Genomic DNA, 19,983 nt, shown 5'->3' on the forward strand with positions numbered 1-19,983 from the left:
TTTCTTCCTCCGCTCCATTCTCATAGTCTGATTAAAACACAAATGACCCGTAAGAGGGCACTTTTTTCAAAGTGTCCATCTTACGGGTCACAGTTCATCTCACCCAGCAGACTGCTTTTTTCTTATGCGCATATAACGTCAATTACTCGCCCACCTGAGCGGTAGGCATAGCTGATTTACAATCGGCACAATAGCCAAATATTTCAAACCGATGGCTTTGAATCTCAAAGCTCTCCGGCAAATCCTTTACAAGCTTCATCGGACAGAACTCAAACGTCACAGTCTTCTCACAACTGACACAAATCATGTGATGATGATGATGGGACAAACAGCTCGCTTTAAACTTCAAGCCATCCGCCAAATGAAATTGCTCCAGAACACCCATCTCGCTCAACAATCGGAGATTACGATACACCGTATCGAAGCTTACGCCTGGATATTTCATTTTCATATGCTCATAAACATCCTTCGGCGATAAGTAACTGCCCGATTCTGCGAATAAGGTCGCTAAGCTTCTGCGTTGTTCTGTAATACGCCAGCCCTTCTGCGACATCGCTCTTAGCATCTCATCGATCGTATCCGTATGCGTACTCACTTGCATTACCCCTCTGTGTTGAAATGTTCTCCTATTATAGTGCAGCAAATAGGCCACTTGCGTCAAGTGTAGAACGATGACGAAAATTGTATTCACCGGATTTAGCCCAGGACTTGCCATTTCGGCTAGTTGTTCTTCTAGGTATCGGACTGCGCTTCTAATTTCAGCAATTCTGCGCGAATGACATCCTTGGCAAAGTTCTCCCCAATGAAGACTGCTACGTCAGGCACGTCGCCTTTAGGCGTTATTTTCACAAAATCCATTTCTCTATAGGCATATTGGAATAAGAACCGACTCGATGTATCCGAGAAGCTAAGAATCCCTTTGGCACGATACACTTCCTGAGGAAGTTGGCTCACGAATTGTTCAAATGCGTTACTATCTACAGCCCGTTCAAAAAAATGGGTATATGCCATTACATGGTTATGCGAATGATGATGCTCGTGGCTGTGCGGAACTGCCTCTTCGTTCGATTCTACCTGCATAGGTGACCCGGCAGAACCCTCTGTATGAATGTCTTCAATTAACTTGATATCAATCTGACTGAACACGGTATAATGCAAATCCGCATAAGGATTCCATTCCCGTACGAGATCATGCACTTCTTGAAGTGCCGATTCCTGCAGCAAGTCCGTCTTATTGAGCAAAAGTAAGTTCGCACAACGAATTTGATCACGCATAAGCCGGTAGGTTTTGCCGCGACTTGTTCGATTTAATTCAAGCAGCTGTGGGGCATCCACAACCGTGATAATGGCTGAAAGCTCTATCGGAAGTATGAGCGAAGCGTCCGTTATCTCATCAATAATTTCCATAGGGTTCGCAATTCCCGTCGATTCAACGAAAATTATATCTGGCTGCTCCCCTCTCACTAATTCGTTCAATGCTGTGGCAAGATCACCGCGACTCGAACAGCAAATGCATCCGCCAAGCAGTTCCGACATGGGGACTTCATTGGCGATTAACTGTCCATCCAAATTCACTTCGCCTATTTCATTCATGATCACAGCCGGCTTTCGGCCCGCTTCGGTGAAATAATCAATAGCTTTGGTAAGTAAAGTCGTTTTACCGCTCCCCAGAAATCCAGATAACACATAGACATGAACCCGTTTGTTGACCATTCGTGCTGCTCCCCCTTTGTCGTGAGGCTTATACGCCCACTACTCTGTCTTCACTTCAAATTTCGTAGCCAAGATAGGCCATTTCCCAACGATACCAGCTAAAAAAGGAAATAATTTTGCCCACAATAAACTTGTACTTGGATCTGCTGGTTTCAACGGAAGCTCTATGCGTTCGTACAGGATTTTCGCTGCTTCTTGGACAAGCTCAAGCGCCAAATCTGCTGGAGCCGCCTTGGCTATTGCCTCTAATCTAGGGAGATAATGCTCTACAATCGCTTCCGATAGTCGATGCTCCGCTAAGTTGTCTGAAGCCATCACTTCGCCCATACCCAAGCTGACTAGACGTGCTGTTTCTTCCTCAAAAGCGTGCGGGATACAGTAAATCTCCAGCGCCAAAGCCGCTACGTAAATGTCTCTTAACAGCTCATCTTCTTTGGCCATCGTTAAGACAGGTTGTGGTAGATAGGCAATGATAGTAGGCTTCAACGTGTCCCAGCTATTTTCTATACTTTTCATCGTAAACTGCATCATCGCTGCCGCCAGCTCCACAGGTGTAATTTGTTTCTTCTCTAACTCTTGCATAGGTGTTACCCCTCTTCTCTATCATTACTTGTAAAATGGAGCGTCAGCTCAATAATTTCCGATTGGCTGCCCAATCGTATCGGAGGTCCCCATGTACCGAAGCCCGAGGACACCAGCGCATGTAAATTCCCTTTGCGTAAATAGCCCCAATCTAGTTCAAAGATCCGTCTAGTGAACAAATGGTTCGGCGCTATTTGACCACGGTGTGTATGACCTGACAAATTCACATCAACGCCTGCGGCGGCCGCTACGTCTAACTGGTACGGTTGATGGTCCATAACGATAATCGGCTGCGCAAGGTCTAGTCCCTCCATCAAGGAGACTAACGATTTACGTCCCCCAGCGGCATGTTCCGCTGATTTATCTTTACGCCCCACTATAAATAAGCGTTCTTGGACATGGATGACTTCATCCATCAGCACACGAATGCCGATTTGTTCCATTTGTTCCACGAAGGCTGGAATATGTCCGCCATAGTATTCATGGTTGCCAAGTACAGCATACACGCCTAACGGAGCCTGCAACTCTCGCATGGTCTGTCCCATTTGATAACGAATAAAAGGTTTAATATCATCATCAATGACATCACCCGGCAGCAGAATCAGATCAGGTTTCATCCCATTCACATGCTTGACAAGCTTGCGCAAATGGCGGTTGCCAACGACGGCACCTAAATGAATATCTGAAGCGACTGCGACCCGAAGCTGTTTCCAGTCCCCCGCTTGCTTAGGAATCGTAATCTCATATTTGCGGATAACCGGTGTTCGCGCCAGATAAGAGCCTGCTAGGAGGAGAATAAGTACAATGGCTATAACGATCCACCCTAGGATAGGCACATAACTAGCTGACGAAACAGACGCACCATAAAGCACACCAATCGCCACATCCGTGACCGGCAAAATAAGAACACCGAATTGGATGAGAGCCAACCAGTAGGAACCCATGATGTTAAGCAGTCGTGTTAGCGTTGGAGGCAGCACCTTCGTTCCAAACCGTCCGATGACATAGGAGAACGCAACGATCCAAAACACAGGCCAATACAACCAGGGATGAAATGAAGCACCAAATAGATGCGATAAAAAAACCTTCAAGTGCCAGCCTATATAGCCGTTGATCGCCGCTACAATAGCAAGTATAATCGTGACCCTAAGCAACATACCATTTCTCATGTTTCTTGACGCTCCTATTCTCTACTACCCTCTACCGTTTAAAGCAAAAGACTGATCGGCTCTATACATAGCTCATCATCATTCCGCACATTCCCCACGCGGCTAGACACCGGGTACGCCATCATAAGCTCCGAAGGATATGGCTGCAGAAGTGGACGAAGTTGATCCACACTCTTCCTACTGCGATCTAACCAAACAGCTTCCTTCTCCCGTGGCAAAATGACTGGCATACGCTCATGAATATCCTTCATCATCTCGTTCGATTCCGTTGTAATGATCGTACAAGTTGAGATACGCACACCTTCGGGAGATGTCCATGTATCGTAAAGCCCTGCCATACTGAACAGTTCCTTGCTGCGCAACATGATGCGCATGGGCTGCTTATGCTTGCCGCTTCCTTTCCAGTCATAGAAAGAATCTGCTGGGATCAGGCAGCGTTTACGTTCAAATGGCTTGCGGAAGGCAGGCTTGTCCGCCAAGGTTTCGGAGCGCGCATTAAGCATCTGATAGCCAATTTTCTCATCTTTGGCCCATTCTGGAATCAGCCCCCAGCGCAGTTCACCTAGCTTATTTCGCTGCCCGTCATGGACGATCGCCATCACCTGCTGTCCGGGCGCAACATTATATTTAGGGCTATATCTCGGCATAAAAGTATCGTACATATCGTAACGCAGCATCAATTCCTCTAACGTTACAGTGATCGTGTAGCGTCCGCACATAGGTTAACATCCTTCTCCTTCACACCGTTATCCCATTCCCCTTTCTCCATTATGGAAAAAAGATAGGCTTACGTCAATTCGTACAGCCTGAAGAACTGTTCTTCTTCAGGCTGTACGAAGGGGCGCTAGCGATATATTCAGGCAGATTCACGATTTCTTCTTCGTTTCCTTCTCTAACACACTCACACGCGGATCCGTTCCATAAATGGTTGTAACCAGACTGTCGGCATATCGACCGATTCGCGCACCAATTTCCGCACGCATATAGTCCCTCGTCATCGTAAATCGATCTTCATGCTCACGGCACCGATACCGGTAACGGATCATCTGATCGTCTTTCTCCTCTTCCGCGACATGCATGTCATTCTCAAGCATATGACGCTTCACTTTGGCTAAATCGGCGTGCATATTCTTGGCCAGCACCTGGGCTACCTTCGAATAGAGTGTCCTTAGCATCTCGGAGGAACGCTCCACTTCACGCGCCCTTCGTACAATAATCGTATGCATGAGCGGCAGAAGCACAGATTCTCGTATAATATTAATGTCATCCGCTGTCGGGCGCTTCGTAGAAACTGGTTTGTCATGACGCTGGCTTTGCGCTGCTTCCCGGTGCTGGGGCAGCATCATGCGGCTTGACTCCCATAAACCGTTATTCTGCAATTTTTTGCTCATTTATAATGACCTCCGATTTTGAGCGAGCGAACCTTCGCTTGGCCAGCTGTCGTCAAGGAGGACGCGCGAACAATCGCCGCATTGCCGAACCGATCCTTAATGCTATCCGTTACCTTCTCCAATTCACGTGCCTTCACCTGATCTTCAAAAAGGGTGAGCTGATACGTTTTATCGTCCACAAACTGGCTTAACATAACACCTGCACGACGAACGGGCATCGTGTCCCAGAATTTATAGAAAAGCTGCTTCACAGCTTGGAAAACAGTGCCAGTATGATTCGTCGGATCTGGCATCTTCATCTGGCGCGAGAAGCCTGTCGGCGCATCAAAGGGACTGCACATACAGCTGACCGTCACGATAGAAGCCATATAGCCTTTGCGCCGGCAATCCCGGCACACCTCCTCTGTCAGCTCCATGAGGATCGTATTTACTTCTGATGATTCTGCATAGTCCCTCGGCAGCGTCATCATATGGCCGATCGACTTCGGAGGCGTATCGAACGTACCCGGCGTGACTGGGCTATCGTCTAACCCGTTCGCGGTTCGCCACATGACCTCCGCGTGAATGTCCGACTGCTTGCCAAAACGCGCACGAAACTTCTGCTTCAGCTGCGGCAGCGGCGTCCGCGCCACATCACCAATGCTATACATGCCCAATTTGGCAAAATGGGCCGTCATCCGCGAACCCACACCGAACATTTTACTGACAGGTTCCTTCCACAAGTGCTCCTCGATAGCGGATGGCAGCAGTGTGAAAATGCCGGTTGCATTCTTTTTGGCCCAAATATCTGTCGCGATTTTCGCTAGGATTTTATTGGAACTAATCCCCACCCGTAGCTTAACACCCGTTTGTTTGAGTACTTTATACTGCAAGGTCTCAGCAATTGTCATCGCATCTCCGAAATGCGGAATACTTCCAGTTACATCCAAAAACTGTTCATCTATACTGAAGATTTCAACTAGATCCGTAACTTCCTGGTAAATTTCGGTTATTTGCAACGAAACATTAATATAATGTTGCATCCGTGGCCGCATAACGATCAGCTCAGGGCACTTCTTCAACGCTTCACCCAACCGTTCGGCTGTCGATACACCATATCCTTTGGCAACAGGGCAGGCAGCTAAAATAATACCTGACCTTAACGCAGGGTCTCCTGCTACGGCAACCGGCTTATTATCTAGACCTGGATGATCGGCCTTTTCTACACTTGCGTAGAAGCTCTGACAATCCGCCAGGAAGATCGTTCGTTCCCCACCCTTGTTCCCCTTACTCATCGCAATTCCCCCCGCATATTCATCAGCATAGTCATAAGCTCAGCCTTGACCAAACTACGCAGCATCGTGAAATGATGAATGTAACCACGAACTTTGTATTCGACTTGAATCCCTAAAGCATTCATTTCCGTGTGAATCACCTTAATCTCTCGCTGCTTCATCTTACTTTTCAACTGCTGTAATTCTGGATAAATCCCCATCTCAACCTCTCTGAGATAGAAAAGAATATGATTATAAACAATTTTATCTTTATAAACCTTAAGCTCCTCCATATCTCTTGCAAGCATATCAAGCAAAATCGGCAACAGTGTGTATTCCTTAATCATTTGAACATCCTCTTCTGTCTCTACTCTTGATGAACCACTCATGTTCTCACCACCATATGCGAACATATATTCGTTTTTCCATATTATATACCGAACACGTATTCGTTATGCAAGTGGTTTTTTGGATATTTTTTCACCAATAAAAGGATGAACTACAGTTAATTTCAATTACTCTACCTAATTTTTACCTATTAATTGAAAACATTCAGGCAGATGTCCAAGCGTTCAGTGTAATGAATTTCAGCTTAATATGCTTGTACTCATGTCTCCCCATGGATAAAAATGTACCCATATGAAAAAGGACCTTACGGAGTTTACCCAAAGGTCTTTCGCAGCTATTCGATTAGATTGCGGTAAGCGTAGCCATGACATCAAATATCACAGGAGAGCTTTGTGTCACTCTCTGCTATGCCACATCGGCATAGGAAGAAACGCCACAAGCAGAGCATCTCACGCTCCACATGTGGCGTTTTCATCACGCAGCTATCGAAATATAGACCATAATCGAATCAAGTGAAACGTGTTGTTCGGATCAATCTTTTGCGCCAGGATAAACGTTAAAATCTGATGCGTTTGGTTCCCACTTAGCTTCTCTCCAAAAATGCCCGCAGCGAGACCGATTAGGCGCGTAACCTTCGCCGTGTTTTGTAAATCCGCCTTCGTGACGCCTTGCAGCAACATTTTGATGCGTTCCTTTACCTCGGGGTTTTTCAACTTGAACTTTACACGCTCCACGAGCGCAGGATCGATGCCATATTGCTGATAACTCATACCCGCACCTCCGATACCCGTCATGCTCCTATCTTATGAGTGAATGTAGGCAAACTTGACTGAGGCGGATGCATATAAGAAAAACCTAAGAGGTTAGTTGTAAACGGTACAAGATATTTACAGCAAAATGATCGCTACTCGGGTACTTTCCCCGCTGTACACGCAGCGCGTGAATCCGGGGCCGCGGTGAGGTTCGACGCAAGGCAGGGGTATCATATAACTGGAAAAGGTACAGTTAAATACGAACTATTTATCGAAAAATCACAATTAACTGGGTTTCATACATGTATTCTGCTCAAATATACGAAGAACTTCTAAAATCATTGATTTTACCTGCACAATATCCATCTAATCTTCAATAGTGGGGTATTTCAGAGAAAATAACTGGAGTTTTTCCCGTTAAATTGTCAGGGGTAAGTGCGCGACCGGCTAGGTGGGGGTTCGCGGTTCGGCAGGAGCCATCATCCTACCTAATACCACAAAAAAAACAGCCACCGTTCCCGGCAGCTGTCCCCTTCACTTACATATACACGGCAATGAAAATAACGCAAATGCAATTTAACGCAATGAGCAGCGGAAAGCCCACAACAAACGAAGTATGCTTCGTTTTGTGACGCCACATGCGCATGCCGAGCCAACCGCCTATCCCACCGCCGAGAGCAGCGAGTAGGAACAGGCGTTTTTCCGGTACACGGCGTCCGCCTTTTTTGGCTTGTCCTTTGTCATGTCCCATCTCAATAAACGTAATGATATTCATCAATAATAAATAAATAAGAAAATAAGTCACGGCAGTACACCTTCATTCCCCTAAAATAGTGCAACTACTCCTATCTTAAAAGGGAACTCGCTAGGGGTCAACTTGTGTCGCAGTCCATTATCTACTAATCTAGCACTTCGCTGTCAAAAATATGAGCCCGCTCCAAATACGCCCTCAGCGGCATGAACGAAGCCCCCGTCCAGAAGGACGAGTCGCCGACCAACTCGGCTGCATCATCTCGCGCCTGCTCCATGATTTCGAAATCCGCCATCATATCGGCGATGCGGAACTCCGGCAGCCCGCTCTGCTTCGTGCCGAAGAAATCCCCCGGCCCGCGCAGTTCGAGATCGCGCCGGGCAATCTCGAAGCCGTCGGTAGTCTCCGTCATCGCCTTCATGCGCTCCTTGCCGACCTCCGTCTTCGGGTCGGCGATGAGCACACAGAAAGACTGGTGCTCGCCCCGCCCGACCCGGCCGCGAAGCTGGTGCAGCTGCGACAGCCCGAAGCGGTCAGCGTCGTAGATCACCATCAGCGTGGCGTTCGGCACGTCCACGCCCACCTCGATCACCGTGGTCGACACGAGCGCCTCCACGTTGCCTTCCTTAAAGGCGCGCATGATCGCTTCCTTCTCCTGCGCGCTCATACGCCCATGCAGTAAGCCGATCCGCATCTGCGGAAAATGCTGCTGCAACTGAATATGGACGTCGATTGCATTCTGCACGTCCAGCTTGTCCGACTCCTCGATGAGCGGACAAATAATATACGCCTGACGGCCAGCGGCCACCTCGCGCTGAATAAAGCCGAGCACACGCTCCAGCATCGCATGCTGAACCGCGTACGTCTTGATCGGCTTACGCCCCTTCGGCAGCTCGCGCAGCGTCGAAACGTCCATGTCGCCGAATGCCGTAATGGCCAGCGTGCGTGGGATCGGCGTCGCCGTCATCGTCAGCACGTCCGGATTCATCCCTTTGCGCCGCAGGATGCTGCGCTGGTTCACCCCAAAGCGATGCTGCTCGTCCGTCACAACCAGACCTAACTGGCGGAAATACACATCCTCTTGAATCAGTGCATGCGTCCCGACCAATACATGGATCAAGCCCATCTGTAAAGAGGCCAGCAGATCCCGTCGCTGGCGGTCTGTTGAGCTTCCGGTCAGCAAAGCGACCTGCAGCCCATAAGGCTCGAACAACGTGCTGAGCGAGCGATTATGCTGCTCAGCGAGAATCTCCGTCGGCACCATCAACGCGCCTTGGTAACCGGCCTTCACCGTCGCGTACAGCCCGATAGCCGCGACGATCGTCTTCCCCGCACCGACATCGCCCTGCAGCAGTCGGTTCATCGCGTAGGGCTCCTGCATGTCGTGCAGGAGCTCACCAACGACCTTCTTCTGCGACTCCGTCAGCTGGAAGGGGAGCGCGCGCACGAAGGCGCGTACAGCAGGCAGATCGACCTGCTGCTTCAACCCATCCGTCCGGCTGCGCGTCACAGCCCGGTAAGCTTGAAGCTTGAGCTGGAATAGGAACAGCTCCTCATATACCATGCGCCTGCGCGCCTGCTTGCCCTCCTCCACGCCACTCGGCGTGTGGATGACAGCCAGCGCCTTGCTGCGCGGCATAAACCCATACCTGCCGGTAATAACCGCCGGCAGCACTTCACTGATCAAAGCGCTGTACTGCGTCAGCGCCTGCCCGATCACTTTACGCATCCATTTCTGCGTAATCGAGCCCGCAACCGAATACACCGGCTGAATCGTGCCGCTATTCGAATCCCCTTGTCCGGGGAACTCCGAATCGGACACACTCATTTGCCGCCGCTTGGCGTCCCACTTGCCAGTCAGGAGTATCTCCTGCTGCGGCCGCAAGCGATCCTTCAGAAAATGGCGGTTAAACCACACCGCCGTCAGCAAGAAATCATCGACCATCACCTTGCAGGATAGGCGAGATTTGCCGCTGTAGCGCTGCATGACCGGCTCGCCGATGATATAGCCTTTTACAGTGACACGATCGCCATCCTTAACACTGGCTAGATCGCGAACCGTATAATCCTCATACCGGAACGGAATATATTCCAGCAAATCCATAACCGTAAAAACGCCCATGGCGTTTAGCTCAAGTGCTTTTTGAGCGCCAACTCCATGGACTTCACGTACTTGACATTGATTTAGATCCATCTCTTACACCGTACTCACGAAGGCTGCTATAGTACCTGGACCAGCATGTGCGCCAATAACAGGGCCTAGGGTAATATACGCCACGTTCTCCACAGCAAACCGCTGCACGATGGCCTCCCGCAGCTGCTCCGCACCTTCCAAATTATTAGCATGAGCAATATGCAGCGAGCGAATCGTCTTGTCCGACACATCCGCCGCTAACAGTTCAAGAATGCGTGCAATCGCCTTTTTGTTACCACGAACCTTATCAACGACGCTCACTTCACCTGCGCTGTCCAACGAAAGAATTGGCTTAATGTTCAATAAAGAACCAAGAAGCGCGGACGCTTTGCCAATTCGACCACCCTTTTGAAGAAACTCCAACGTATCGACAAGGAAGTATATATAAAAGTTCGCTCTCATGGTCTGAACTAGCGCTACAATTTCATCGACACTCTTGCCTGCCTGAACAGCCTCAGCAGCAGCCACAACGAGCGCGCCAATACCATACGAAGCAGAGCAGGAATCGACGACGTGAACCTTGCCGAGCTGATCGCCCTCTAGCAGCGTAGAAGCTAGCTCAGCCGTCCTGTACGTACCACTCAACACAGAAGACAAATGAATAGAGATGACCTCTGTATCAGGCTTTTCTAACAAGCTTTGATACACGTCCAGAAACTCACCTGGTGATGGCGTTGATGTTGTTGGAAAATGCGCAGATGACGTCAGCTTGCGATAGAAGTCCTCCGACTGAAGCGTCACCGTATCCAGATACTGTTCTTCGCCAAAATTAATTTTGAGCGGCACCATTTCGATGTTCAACGCTTCTCTGACAGCCAATGGAATATCGGCCGTGCTATCCGTTACAATACGAATATTTGTCACAGGGCTCACTCCAATCACGAATTTACACTACCTGCTTGTACGATCCTATTCAACGGAGAAAAGGTAAGCATACAAGGGTTGTCCACCTGGATGAAGCTCAATTTCCATATCCGGATACAACGTCTGGATAAAAGCTTCCAGCTCGCCCGTTCCTTCCTCCGTCGCATCTTCGCCCGTCAGGATCGTTACAATTTCGCTGCCTTCATCGATCATTTCCTCCAGCAGCTTCTTGCAAGCGTCCATCAGACTTGGCTGTGAAGAAACAATCCGCCCATCTTGAATACCGATGAAATGCCCCTGTTTAATATCTATCCCATCCATGTTCGTATCACGCACCGCATACGTCACTTGACCGGATTTCACACGTCGCAGTGATTCATTCATCGCGTCCGTATTCGTCTGTGCATCCGCCTTCTCCTGGAAAGCCAGAATAGCTGCTAGTCCTTGCGGAATGGATTTGGATGGGATGACGATCAGTGTTTTGTTATCGACTAGATCAACCGCTTGCTGCGCGGCCAAAATAATATTCGAGTTGTTCGGAAGCACATAAATCGTATCCGCATCAATACTGTTCACTGCGTTCACGATATCCTCTGTACTTGGGTTCATCGTTTGTCCGCCAGACAGCACGACATCCACACCCACACTGGATAAAATGTCCGTAATCCCGTCACCCAGTGCAACTGCAACGAAGCCATACGGCTTATTTGGCACTGTGATTACTGCAACAGCAGCAGGACTCACGACAGGAGCCTCGTACCCATGCGTCACGTCTTCTAATATATGTGAATGCTGATCACGCATATTTTCGATTTTGATCCGGCTGAGTGCGCCGTAATTCATCGCTTGATTCATAACCTCGCCCGGGTATTCCGCATGAATATGCACTTTCACGAGCTCTTCATCAGCAACAACAAGGAGCGAATCTCCTAGCTTGCTAAGCTGATCACGGAACGTACCTTCATCGAATGTAAAACCCTTGACCTTGCCTGGAGCAATCGTAAGCATAAATTCCGTGCAATAGCCGAATTCGATATCTTCCGTGGCTAAATGGGCCTGTGCTGGCATGTGAGCATGTACTTCTTTGGCCAAGTTCATGCCAGGAAGAAGCGATACCTCACCTAGATTCGTATCCATCGTTGCAAAGTCCTCGTCGACTTGTACCAATCCGCCGCTTAACGACGTAACGAAACCTTCGTAGACACAGACAAGACCTTGGCCTCCCGCATCAACAACGCCGACCTGTTTAAGAATCGCAAGTTGATCCGGTGTTTTGGCCAGTGCTTCCTTGGCTCTGCCCAAAACCTCGTTCATCAAATCCAATACATCACTGCTGCGGCGGAATTGCACGGCATGTTTAGCGGCTTCCTTGGATACCGTTAAAATCGTGCCCTCAACCGGTTTCACAACAGCCTTATACGCTGTTTCTACGCCTTGCTGCAAGGCAGCCGCGAATTGTTGACCATTCACACTTTCTAATTCATGCACATATTTCGCGAAACCGCGGAACAATTGTGACAAAATCACACCGGAATTGCCTCTTGCACCCATCAGTAACCCTTTGGACAATGCATCAGCTGCTTTCCCAATATGAGAAGATGGCTTCTTTTTCAGTTCCTCACAGCCTGCTGTGAGTGTTAAATTCATGTTGGTGCCAGTATCTCCATCGGGTACAGGGAATACGTTCAATCCATTAACCTTATCTACATTCCTGCGAAGGTTATCCGCACCCGCCAAGACCATGGCAGTGAAGTCATTTCCATTTATTGAAATAAAGCGCTTACTCAAAGTGATTCCCCTTCCTGGTTATCGGGCTTTTATTTGGCCACTCGCACGCCTTGAACAAAGATGTTCACATCGTCTACTTGCAGCCCTACAACTTCATTTAAAATATATTTGACTTTCGTTTGGACATTACCTGCCACTACGGATATTTTGGTTCCATAGCTGACAATAATATAAAGATCAATTTCAAGTCGGCCGTTCTCTCTACGAACTTCGACACCACGGCTCAAATTGTCTCGACCTAGCAGCTCAGCTATACCATCCTTCAATTGCTTTCTCGTTGCCATGCCTACAAGTCCATAGCAATCTAATGCAGCAGATCCGGCCAGAGTTGAAATCACTTCATTGGTAATATACACTTTTCCATACTCGGTTGTGAGTTCAATCGGCATTATGTAACAACTCCTTCAAGTTTCGCTTTACCAAGACTAATCTTCATTGTACTATAACATACTTCATAAATAAACGGCAAAAATGCGCTTAATTCGTTGACTAGGCTCCTTTTGCTATGCTATTATGTTTAAGTGTGTTTTTGCTGGTTACGTTCACGTATCACAAGTAAAAATTTGAGGAATACTGTCATGTCAAGCTTAGGCTTGCCACCCAGGCTTCTTTGTATACTGCCGAAGGAGGTGTCAAACATGTCCCGCAAATGTTTCATTACAGGTAAAAGTCCTAGTTCAGGAAATCACGTGTCCCACGCTAACAATAAAAACAAGCGTACTTGGGGAGTTAACGTTCAAAAGGTTCGCATCCTCGTTGATGGTAAACCGAAACGGGTTTACGTAAGTACTCGTGCGTTGAAATCCGGAAAAGTGGCTCGCGTTTAATTCGTAGCTACGGATACTTAACTTACTTATGTGAATGACAAAAAGCACCTTAATCGGTGCTTTTTTTGCATTCCTGGGGAGAATGACGTAAGTATGGGCAAACCCTAGTTTTTACTAAACGTATTAAGTACAGCTTTCACGAATCCTCCCAAAAATCTCGGCAGTTTGATTGTGTAGAATTTCATTCTCTACCCCTCCTTAGAGTTTTCGTCAGAAAACTGGCTTCGAAAGCATCAGCTTAGAATTGTCGTCAGCTCACTGACCTCGTTCAAGCATTCACTTCGCGGCCCGTCAGCCGCCTTATTCACAAGCTTCTGCTTGTTCTAGCGCCAGTTCACTGACCTTCTTGAGCAAACGTTTCACAACGTGCATGACTGCTCCTAAAACATCATTACAACAGTGTATGCCCAGAGCGTAGAAAAAGTGCCTTCTATTTTTACTTCCTCCCACAATTCAGTTGCTTCCAGAAAGCAAAAAAAGCTACAAGAGCGCATCACTCTTGTAACTATATGTATGCGGCTATGGAGCCGTTATGCCCACCTCATTGTACAATGCAACAATTAAACTGAAAATGAAATAGAAGAATACCGAGATGACGATAAACCATACGCGGAAGCTAATTTGCTCAAATCGACGGAAGAACCGCATCCCTACGTAAAGAGCACCAAGCGAGAAAATGTACTTCACAAAATCGTCTATGTGTGAGAAACACGTCAATAATACCGCGCAAAGCAGACTGTACATCAGTAACCAGAGAAATCTCATTGTTCTTCGTCCCCTTTTAGCCGCGTATTCGTCTAATGGCCTCAGCACGGTCCTGTTGCCCGAATACGGCATTGCCGGCTACTAAGACGTCAGCCCCCGCCTCTATGACCTGACGAGCTGTTATCTCGTTGATACCGCCGTCTACTTCAATGTGAAGCCCCGTGAGACCCTTCGCATTCGCCTGCTCACGCAGCGCGCGAATTTTAGTCAGCATCCCAGGGATGAACGCCTGCCCACCAAAGCCTGGATTCACCGTCATAATAAGCACGAGATCCAAGTGCTCATCAAGCACATGCTCAATCAGCGAAATTGGTGTAGCAGGATTCAACACAACGCCAGCTTTAATACCGCTTTGTTTAATTAGGTCGAGCGTCCGGTGTAGATGCGTACAGGCTTCTACATGCACAGAAATCAGATCCGCACCAGCTTTTACAAAATCAGGAATATAGCGGTCCGGCTTTTCGATCATCAAATGAACATCCAGCGGAAGCTTGGTGACTGGACGAATCGCGTCAACGACTAAGGGACCAATTGTAATATTTGGCACAAAATGTCCATCCATAACGTCGACATGAATCCAGTCCGCTCCGCCCTGCTCCACTGCCTTAATCTCATCGCCAAGCTTGGCAAAATCGGCAGATAAAATAGAAGGTGCTACATATACCATTACGCCTAATACCTCCTCTTCCGATCCTTGATTTCAGTTAAAAATAACAAGTAATGATCATAACGAGAAGCTGCGATCGTCCCACTGGCCACGCCGTCCCGCACTTTACAGTCCGGTTCATGCAAATGCAAGCAACCTCTAAATCGACAGCCCTCAGCAACAGCCGCGAACTCTCTGAAGCAGCTGCTAAGCCCTTCCGCCTCGACCTCCATGAAGTCCAACTGGCTGAAGCCCGGTGTATCGGCAACAAGGCCCCCATTAGCAAGAGGCAACAGCTCCACATGACGAGTTGTATGCTTTCCTCTCCCTAATCGTTGAGAGATCGCATTCGTCTCTAGATCAAGACCGCTAATCATTTTATTCAATAAAGAGGACTTGCCAACACCGGATTGTCCAGCAAACACACTCACTTTGCCATCCAAATGCTGTAGAATCGCTTCTACGCCCTCTTCAAGTCTAGAACTCGTCGTAACGAAGGGATAACCTATTCCCTCATAGAGGGTCGTAATCCGCTTAAATTCCGTCGAAGTCATTTCTTTGGCATGAGAGGCATTGTCATCCGTCTCCGTCAGCAAATCGCTTTTGGTGAAGCATAACAGCACATCAATCCCTGTATTCTCGATATGAACCAGAAACTTGTCCAACAGCTGTGTATTCAGAACAGGCTCTGTCACCGAAAAAACAAGCACAACCACGTTCACATTCGCGATCGGCGGACGAATAAGCTCCGAAGAGCGAGGAAGGATTTCCGTAACGGTTCCCTCCCCGTTCTCTGTGGCTTCGTACACGACACGGTCTCCAACAAGCGGCGTTATATTTCTATTTTTGAACACGCCTCTTCCACGACAAGTAACCGTATTCCCCTCTAGAAGAGCAGCTCCTTCAGGCAATACATAATAATAACCGCTAAGCGCTTTGACAATGAGTCCTTGCGGCATTAATTGGCCCCTCCAGCAGGTGGTTTAGAAGCTGTTCCACCAGTTTGACCTTGGCCATTCCCACCAACGGGGATAGCGGGTCCGGTATTTTGTGTCTTCGGAGTCGGGGATGGACTAGGCGATACGTTTTTCCCATTTTTTTGATCCAAATAATCTTGATAGGTGCGTGTGATTGAATTAACCAAGCTGTCTCCTTCTTTGATCAAGATTACGGCTTTTTTGTCCGGTGAAACAATGACTTTGACATCCAAGTTTTGCGGCTTCGAGACTTTTTCCGTCAAGTATTCGAAGTTCTCATATTGGGCGTCGCTCACAATAATTTTGAACACAGAGTCCTTGCCTTCTGTTGTCGGCTTTACAGGTACGCTAACCGTGAGTTGACCAGCTTCCTCTGGCAAACCATCACTAATGACGAGTGAAATTTCCCCGCCAATGGAGGCTTCCTCATCTTTTTTATAAGGAAACTGGGCGATTACTTTCCCTTTAGCTACTTTGTAGCTCTTCTCACGAGTAATGCCATTGACGGGGAGCTTCAGACCCAGCTTCGTAATTTGTGCCTTCGCCTCTGCTTCCGCCAAGCCAACTAAGTCTGGCATTTTAACCGTTTCCTTCGCTTTGCTCACCGTTAAGGTAATTGCGGCTTTTTCCAGTTCAAACTCCTCACCAGGAGGCGGTGACTGCCTGAGAATCAGATCCGGCGCATTGTCGGATGTTTCAGGTTTGATCGTAATTTGGTCATCCTTAATACCGAGTCCCTGCAGCTTTAATTTAACATCGTTTAGGGTTTGCCCTGCATAGTTGTCCATTTTGACTTTCGGTATGCCTTTACTCACGTAAAGAATGACCTTAGTACCAACATTCAGCCTTAACCCGCTTGGATCTTGACGAATGACCGTATCCTTGGGCAATTTGCTATCCGCGTCGTATTCGACCGTCCAGCCTAATTTGGCAACCGTTAGTTCAGCTTGCGCTTGTGTCAGTATCTTGTTCTCGACATTCGGGACCTCAACGGTCTCAATGGCGAACATCCCTTTCACATAACCAACCATGTACCACATGGCGCCCAGCACAATTAACAACACAGCAATCCAGATGAGCGGCTTAATCCAGCCTTTCCCCTTGGAAGGAGCTGGCTCTTCTCGCCAAGCTGGCTTGTCTGGTTCATCATCGTCGTCGTCATCGAATTGAGCTAGCTGATCAGCGCGAATGGCTGGCATAACCAGCGTACGCTCTTCATCCATACCATAAGCATCCCAGAAAGCAACCTTCGCTTCATTCCGACGATCTGGAGCCAAGCACGTATCGAGATCGGCCATCATCAGCTTCGCAGATTGATACCGTTCTTCCGGCTTTTTGCGCATCGCCTTGAGTATAATGTTCTCTACACTTTGCGGAATCAGCGGATTCACCTTACGCGGCTCTTCCACATCTTCCTGCAAATGCTTCAAGGCGACGGAAATCGGACTTTCCCCTAGAAAAGGAAGTCGACCGGTCAGCATTTGATACATCACAATGCCAAGCGAATACAGATCGGATTTCTCCCCCGTATTCGTGCCTTTCGCGTGCTCAGGTGAGAAATAGTGAACTGAACCGACGACAGACCCCGTTTGGGTAATCGTAGATGATGTCGCAGCTCTAGCAATACCGAAATCCGTCACCTTCACACGGCCGTTCTTGCCAATTAGAATATTGTGCGGCTTGATATCGCGGTGAATAATTTCATTATGGTGGGCGTGATCAAGTGCATCTGCAATTTGACTTGCATAATGAACCGCGTCTTCCACCTGTAATGGGGCCTTTTCCTTAATCAAATCATTCAGCGTCTTGCCTTCGATATATTCCATCACGATGTAATGGACATCCTCTTCTTGCCCAACGTCATAAATACTGACAACATTAGGATGAGATAGGGAAGCGGCTGCTTGTGCTTCTCTGCGGAAACGACGAATGAATTCTTCATCGTGCACATACTGTGAACGCAGCACTTTGACAGCCACTTTACGATTCAAAAGCAAATCATGCCCTTTGTAGACTAAAGCCATGCCGCCTCCGCCAATACGTTCTAAGATCTCATAGCGGCCTCCAAGCTTTCTACCGATCAATTCCCATCACCCCTTTTTTCGTCCGAATCCTGATCATGTGCAAATAAAAGGACCGTTACATTATCATCTCCGCCTTCGCGAAGCGCGCTCTGGATTAACGCATCTGCCGCATCTTCCAACTGCTCGTTTTCCCGAACAATTCGCAAAATATCCGCATCATCGACCAATCCGCTCAAACCATCCGAACAAATGAGAATAACATCGTCTGGACGCCACGTGTACTCATACAGATCCACTTCCACACTAGGCTCAGTGCCTAGTGCACGTGTAATCCAATTACGTCTTGGATGATGGTCAGCCTCTTCCATCGTCAGCTGCCCATTCTTAACAAGCTCGTAAACTAAGGAATGATCCTCCGTCAGTTGTTGGATAGATTCCCCAGTCAGTTTATACGCACGGCTATCCCCGATATGTCCAATAATGAGAAGCTCCTGTGAAGCAATAATGGCAACGACAGTCGTTCCCATGCCATGGTACTTTTCTTGATCCGACGCAAAAGCATAAATCTCCTCATTCGCCTTCTCAATCGCTTCCCTCAATATTTGCTTACAGGACTCCACCGACATTCCCCAATGGATGGATTGCAATTGCGCTCCAATCGTGTCAATGGCCATTTGACTGGCAATATCACCAGCTTGATGCCCCCCCATTCCATCCGCAACAATAGCCAAAGATAGACCATTGAGTTGATGGTAGATAGCGGCACGGTCCTCATTGACTTGACGGACCTTCCCTATATCGGTACGACTTACCATCTTCATCCGGCTCTCACCTCATTTACTGCTCTCCATATGCTTAGCTCGCAATTGTCCGCAGGCAGCAGCAATATCACTACCTTGTTCACGGCGTATGGTGGCATTAATTTTGCCCTTCTCCAGAATACGTTGGAAGGTAAAAATATCATCTCGGGGTGTACGCTTGAAATCACGTTCAGCCACAAAATTGACAGGAATCAGATTCACATGGCTGAGCGGCATATCTTTCAAGACAAGCGCCAACTCTTCCGCATGTTCAGGCTGGTCATTCACTTCGCCCATGAGGGCATATTCAAACGTAATCCGTCTGCCCGTTTTGGCAATGTAGTACTTACAAGCTTCGATGAGATCTACGAAAGGGAACCTGCGATTAACCGGCATTAGCTTCGATCGCAGTGCATCATTCGGCGCATGGATCGAAATCGCCAAATTTACTTGCAAATTCTCATCCGCGAACTTATAAATGTTCGGTACGATGCCACTCGTGGATACCGTGATGTGACGCTGTCCGATATTCAACCCTTTCGGGTGAATCATGACACGCAGGAAATTCATGGTCGCTTCATAATTTTCGAAAGGCTCACCAATCCCCATGATCACGATGGAAGAGATACGCTCCCCCGTCTCATCAAGCAATTTCTGCGCTTTCACAACCTGAGCGACAATCTCACCTGGTCGTAGATCCCGCTTCAACCCGCCCAAAGTGGACGCACAGAACGTACAGCCGACTCGACAGCCGACTTGGGTCGTCACGCAAATACTGTTGCCGTAATTATGCTTCATCACGACGGTTTCAATAGCGTTCTTATCTTCAAGTTCAAACAAGAACTTGACCGTGCCATCCTGGGATTGATATTTCGTAATCTCGGAGAGGGTAACGAACTCAAACTGATCCTTCAACTTGTCGCGAAGTGTTTTCGGCAAATTCGACATTTCGTCGAAGCTGAAAACGCGCTTAATGTATAACCAATCAAAAATTTGACCGGCACGAAACGCAGACTCCCCATTTTCTTTGACCCAGTTTTGCCACTCATCCCAATTCAAATCATATACAAACGGTTTCTCTTTCAGATACGGCTTAATACCCACATTTATCACAACCTGTTGTTATTTCGTCTATTTTA

At 48.0% G+C, this 19,983-nt stretch carries 22 protein-coding genes; 1 reads left to right on the top strand and 21 read right to left on the bottom strand.

Translation table 11 applies throughout. The features are described 5' to 3' along the window. Positions 1-142: 142 nt before the first annotated feature. From ASL11_RS08150 to ASL11_RS08215, 14 genes are all read right to left on the bottom strand, one after another. Positions 143-601 (bottom strand): Fur family transcriptional regulator, encoded by a 459-nt coding sequence (locus ASL11_RS08150; protein WP_056612313.1) that lies wholly within the window; start codon positions 599-601, stop codon positions 143-145. 131 nt (positions 602-732) lie between these two features. Continuing rightward, a complete protein-coding gene (locus ASL11_RS08155; protein ID WP_056612315.1) occupies positions 733-1,713 on the bottom strand; it encodes a CobW family GTP-binding protein in 981 nt (326 codons plus the stop codon). Positions 1,714-1,752: 39 nt separating this feature from the next. Then, a complete protein-coding gene (locus tag ASL11_RS08160; RefSeq protein WP_056612317.1) occupies positions 1,753-2,295 on the bottom strand; it encodes a hypothetical protein in 543 nt (180 codons plus the stop codon). Positions 2,296-2,300: 5 nt separating this feature from the next. Then, positions 2,301-3,464, bottom strand: coding sequence for a metallophosphoesterase (locus tag ASL11_RS08165; protein WP_056612318.1), 1,164 nt, complete (start codon positions 3,462-3,464; stop codon positions 2,301-2,303). 38 nt (positions 3,465-3,502) lie between these two features. Next, complete coding sequence (locus ASL11_RS08170) at positions 3,503-4,183, bottom strand: SOS response-associated peptidase (protein WP_056612323.1); 681 nt, start codon at positions 4,181-4,183, stop codon at positions 3,503-3,505. 147 nt (positions 4,184-4,330) lie between these two features. Next, positions 4,331-4,855, bottom strand: a complete 525-nt coding sequence (locus ASL11_RS08175) for a hypothetical protein (protein WP_063795517.1) — start codon at positions 4,853-4,855, stop codon at positions 4,331-4,333. Further along, positions 4,852-6,129: a DNA polymerase IV gene (locus ASL11_RS08180; RefSeq protein WP_056612326.1), complete on the bottom strand. Its 1,278-nt coding sequence runs from the start codon at positions 6,127-6,129 to the stop codon at positions 4,852-4,854. The genes ASL11_RS08175 and ASL11_RS08180 overlap by 4 nt, the downstream gene beginning before the upstream one ends. Then, a complete protein-coding gene (locus ASL11_RS08185) occupies positions 6,126-6,497 on the bottom strand; it encodes a hypothetical protein (RefSeq protein WP_063795520.1) in 372 nt (123 codons plus the stop codon). Before ASL11_RS08185 ends, ASL11_RS08180 begins: the two co-directional genes overlap by 4 nt. Before the next feature lie 441 nt (positions 6,498-6,938). Next, on the bottom strand, positions 6,939-7,226 hold the full coding sequence (locus ASL11_RS08190) for a stage VI sporulation protein F (RefSeq protein WP_056612331.1): 288 nt from the start codon (positions 7,224-7,226) through the stop codon (positions 6,939-6,941). A gap of 520 nt (positions 7,227-7,746) precedes the next feature. Then, positions 7,747-8,013, bottom strand: coding sequence for a DUF1294 domain-containing protein (locus ASL11_RS08195; protein WP_200962419.1), 267 nt, complete (start codon positions 8,011-8,013; stop codon positions 7,747-7,749). 94 nt (positions 8,014-8,107) lie between these two features. Then, positions 8,108-10,153, bottom strand: coding sequence for an ATP-dependent DNA helicase RecG (gene recG / locus ASL11_RS08200; protein ID WP_056612333.1), 2,046 nt, complete (start codon positions 10,151-10,153; stop codon positions 8,108-8,110). Positions 10,154-10,156: 3 nt separating this feature from the next. Further along, positions 10,157-11,017 (bottom strand): DegV family protein, encoded by an 861-nt coding sequence (locus tag ASL11_RS08205; RefSeq protein WP_056612335.1) that lies wholly within the window; start codon positions 11,015-11,017, stop codon positions 10,157-10,159. A gap of 45 nt (positions 11,018-11,062) precedes the next feature. Further along, positions 11,063-12,805 carry a DAK2 domain-containing protein gene (locus tag ASL11_RS08210; RefSeq protein ID WP_056612337.1) on the bottom strand — a complete coding sequence of 581 codons (1,743 nt, stop codon included), beginning with the start codon at positions 12,803-12,805 and terminating at the stop codon, positions 11,063-11,065. A 29-nt stretch (positions 12,806-12,834) separates the two neighbouring features. Further along, positions 12,835-13,194: an Asp23/Gls24 family envelope stress response protein gene (locus ASL11_RS08215; protein WP_028558212.1), complete on the bottom strand. Its 360-nt coding sequence runs from the start codon at positions 13,192-13,194 to the stop codon at positions 12,835-12,837. A gap of 249 nt (positions 13,195-13,443) precedes the next feature. Between ASL11_RS08215 and rpmB the strand changes: the two genes are divergently transcribed. Then, positions 13,444-13,632, top strand: coding sequence for a 50S ribosomal protein L28 (gene rpmB, locus ASL11_RS08220; protein ID WP_029197753.1), 189 nt, complete (start codon positions 13,444-13,446; stop codon positions 13,630-13,632). A gap of 104 nt (positions 13,633-13,736) precedes the next feature. On the opposite strand, the gene spoVM is transcribed toward rpmB, so the two are convergent. The 7 genes from spoVM to rlmN form a co-directional block, all read right to left on the bottom strand. After that, the gene (gene spoVM, locus ASL11_RS08225) at positions 13,737-13,817 is read right to left on the bottom strand and encodes a stage V sporulation protein SpoVM (RefSeq protein ID WP_036634233.1); all 81 of its coding nucleotides are present in this window, start codon (positions 13,815-13,817) and stop codon (positions 13,737-13,739) included. 334 nt (positions 13,818-14,151) lie between these two features. Further along, entirely contained in the window at positions 14,152-14,397 is a 246-nt protein-coding gene (locus ASL11_RS08230; RefSeq protein WP_056612340.1) for a hypothetical protein, read from the bottom strand. Positions 14,398-14,413: 16 nt separating this feature from the next. Continuing rightward, positions 14,414-15,064: a ribulose-phosphate 3-epimerase gene (gene rpe / locus ASL11_RS08235; RefSeq protein ID WP_056612343.1), complete on the bottom strand. Its 651-nt coding sequence runs from the start codon at positions 15,062-15,064 to the stop codon at positions 14,414-14,416. A gap of 5 nt (positions 15,065-15,069) precedes the next feature. Further along, positions 15,070-16,002 (bottom strand): ribosome small subunit-dependent GTPase A, encoded by a 933-nt coding sequence (gene rsgA, locus ASL11_RS08240; RefSeq protein ID WP_056612345.1) that lies wholly within the window; start codon positions 16,000-16,002, stop codon positions 15,070-15,072. After that, on the bottom strand, positions 16,002-18,104 hold the full coding sequence (gene pknB, locus ASL11_RS08245) for a Stk1 family PASTA domain-containing Ser/Thr kinase (protein ID WP_056612346.1): 2,103 nt from the start codon (positions 18,102-18,104) through the stop codon (positions 16,002-16,004). Before pknB ends, rsgA begins: the two co-directional genes overlap by 1 nt. After that, on the bottom strand, positions 18,101-18,865 hold the full coding sequence (locus ASL11_RS08250) for a Stp1/IreP family PP2C-type Ser/Thr phosphatase (protein ID WP_056612347.1): 765 nt from the start codon (positions 18,863-18,865) through the stop codon (positions 18,101-18,103). Before ASL11_RS08250 ends, pknB begins: the two co-directional genes overlap by 4 nt. A 12-nt stretch (positions 18,866-18,877) precedes the next feature. Next, entirely contained in the window at positions 18,878-19,948 is a 1,071-nt protein-coding gene (rlmN, locus tag ASL11_RS08255) for a 23S rRNA (adenine(2503)-C(2))-methyltransferase RlmN (protein ID WP_056612348.1), read from the bottom strand. Positions 19,949-19,983: the final 35 nt, after the last annotated feature.

The sequence above is a fragment of the Paenibacillus sp. Soil750 genome, from assembly GCF_001428045.1.
GTDB classification, from domain to species: Bacteria; Bacillota; Bacilli; order Paenibacillales; family NBRC-103111; genus Paenibacillus_E; species Paenibacillus_E allorhizoplanae.

What these genes read in the sequence shown, in the direction of transcription:
- ASL11_RS08150 (WP_056612313.1), bottom strand. Translation starts at nt 601, where the DNA reads ATGCAAGTGAGTACGCATACGGATACGATCGATGAGATGCTAAGAGCG.
- ASL11_RS08155 (WP_056612315.1), bottom strand. Translation starts at nt 1,713, where the DNA reads ATGGTCAACAAACGGGTTCATGTCTATGTGTTATCTGGATTTCTGGGG.
- ASL11_RS08160 (WP_056612317.1), bottom strand. Translation starts at nt 2,295, where the DNA reads ATGCAAGAGTTAGAGAAGAAACAAATTACACCTGTGGAGCTGGCGGCA.
- ASL11_RS08165 (WP_056612318.1), bottom strand. Translation starts at nt 3,464, where the DNA reads ATGAGAAATGGTATGTTGCTTAGGGTCACGATTATACTTGCTATTGTA.
- ASL11_RS08170 (WP_056612323.1), bottom strand. Translation starts at nt 4,183, where the DNA reads ATGTGCGGACGCTACACGATCACTGTAACGTTAGAGGAATTGATGCTG.
- ASL11_RS08175 (WP_063795517.1), bottom strand. Translation starts at nt 4,855, where the DNA reads ATGAGCAAAAAATTGCAGAATAACGGTTTATGGGAGTCAAGCCGCATG.
- ASL11_RS08180 (WP_056612326.1), bottom strand. Translation starts at nt 6,129, where the DNA reads ATGAGTAAGGGGAACAAGGGTGGGGAACGAACGATCTTCCTGGCGGAT.
- ASL11_RS08185 (WP_063795520.1), bottom strand. Translation starts at nt 6,497, where the DNA reads ATGAGTGGTTCATCAAGAGTAGAGACAGAAGAGGATGTTCAAATGATT.
- ASL11_RS08190 (WP_056612331.1), bottom strand. Translation starts at nt 7,226, where the DNA reads ATGAGTTATCAGCAATATGGCATCGATCCTGCGCTCGTGGAGCGTGTA.
- recG (WP_056612333.1), bottom strand. Translation starts at nt 10,153, where the DNA reads ATGGATCTAAATCAATGTCAAGTACGTGAAGTCCATGGAGTTGGCGCT.
- ASL11_RS08215 (WP_028558212.1), bottom strand. Translation starts at nt 13,194, where the DNA reads ATGCCGATTGAACTCACAACCGAGTATGGAAAAGTGTATATTACCAAT.
- rpmB (WP_029197753.1), top strand. Translation starts at nt 13,444, where the DNA reads ATGTCCCGCAAATGTTTCATTACAGGTAAAAGTCCTAGTTCAGGAAAT.
- spoVM (WP_036634233.1), bottom strand. Translation starts at nt 13,817, where the DNA reads ATGAAATTCTACACAATCAAACTGCCGAGATTTTTGGGAGGATTCGTG.
- ASL11_RS08230 (WP_056612340.1), bottom strand. Translation starts at nt 14,397, where the DNA reads ATGAGATTTCTCTGGTTACTGATGTACAGTCTGCTTTGCGCGGTATTA.
- rpe (WP_056612343.1), bottom strand. Translation starts at nt 15,064, where the DNA reads ATGGTATATGTAGCACCTTCTATTTTATCTGCCGATTTTGCCAAGCTT.
- rsgA (WP_056612345.1), bottom strand. Translation starts at nt 16,002, where the DNA reads ATGCCGCAAGGACTCATTGTCAAAGCGCTTAGCGGTTATTATTATGTA.
- ASL11_RS08250 (WP_056612347.1), bottom strand. Translation starts at nt 18,865, where the DNA reads ATGAAGATGGTAAGTCGTACCGATATAGGGAAGGTCCGTCAAGTCAAT.